Annotated in this window: 1 protein-coding gene; it reads left to right on the forward strand. The window is 47.5% G+C overall.

Annotated features, from left to right (window positions below; translation table 11 throughout):
• Nucleotides 1–1,146, forward strand: a 1,146-nt coding sequence (tuf, locus tag ACHUFZ_RS21235) for an elongation factor Tu (RefSeq protein ID WP_394128714.1), incomplete at its 5' end; no start/stop codon positions are given.
• Between the last annotated feature and the right edge of the window lies 1 nt (nt 1,147).

Consider the following 1,147-nt stretch of genomic DNA (forward strand, 5'->3'; position numbering starts at 1 on the left):
AACGTTGGTACTATCGGCCACGTTGACCACGGTAAAACAACTCTAACTGCTGCTATCTGTACTACACTTGCAAAAGTGTACGGCGGTGTTGCGAAAGACTTCGCATCTATCGATAACGCTCCAGAAGAGCGTGAGCGCGGTATCACAATCGCTACTTCTCACGTAGAGTACGACACTCCATCACGTCACTACGCACACGTAGACTGTCCAGGACACGCGGATTATGTTAAGAACATGATCACAGGTGCTGCACAGATGGACGGTGGTATCCTAGTTGTTGCTGCAACAGATGGTCCAATGCCACAAACTCGTGAGCACATCCTACTAGGCCGTCAGGTTGGTATTCCTTACATCATCGTATTCATGAACAAATGTGACATGGTTGATGATGAAGAGCTTCTAGAGCTAGTAGAAATGGAAGTTCGTGAACTTCTATCTGAGTACGACTTCCCAGGTGATGACCTACCAGTTATCCAAGGTTCTGCACTAGGCGCACTAAACGGCGAAGAGCAGTGGGAAGCGAAAATCGTTGAGCTTGCTGAAGCACTAGACTCTTACATCCCAGAGCCAGAGCGTGCAGTAGACCAACCATTCCTACTACCAATCGAAGACGTATTCTCAATCCAAGGTCGTGGTACAGTTGTAACTGGTCGTATCGAGCGCGGTATCCTAAATGTAGGTGACGAAGTAGAAATCGTTGGTATCAAAGAAACGACAACGACTACATGTACTGGTGTTGAAATGTTCCGTAAGCTGCTTGACGAAGGTCGTGCAGGTGAGAACGTTGGTGCACTACTACGTGGTACTAAGCGTGATGAAGTTGAACGTGGTCAAGTACTTGCTGCACCTGGTTCAATCAACCCACACACTAAGTTCGAGTCAGAAGTATACGTACTTTCTAAAGACGAAGGCGGCCGTCATACTCCGTTCTTCAAAGGCTACCGTCCACAGTTCTACTTCCGTACAACTGACGTAACTGGTGATATCTCTCTACCAGAAGGCGTAGAAATGGTAATGCCAGGCGACAACATCCAAATGAAAGTAGAGCTAATCGCTCCAATCGCAATGGATGAAGGCCTACGTTTCGCTATCCGTGAAGGTGGCCGTACAGTAGGTGCTGGTGTTGTTGCTAAGATCTTCGACTAAT

Source organism: Vibrio hepatarius, from assembly GCF_043642085.1.
GTDB lineage: Bacteria > Pseudomonadota > Gammaproteobacteria > Enterobacterales > Vibrionaceae > Vibrio > Vibrio hepatarius_C.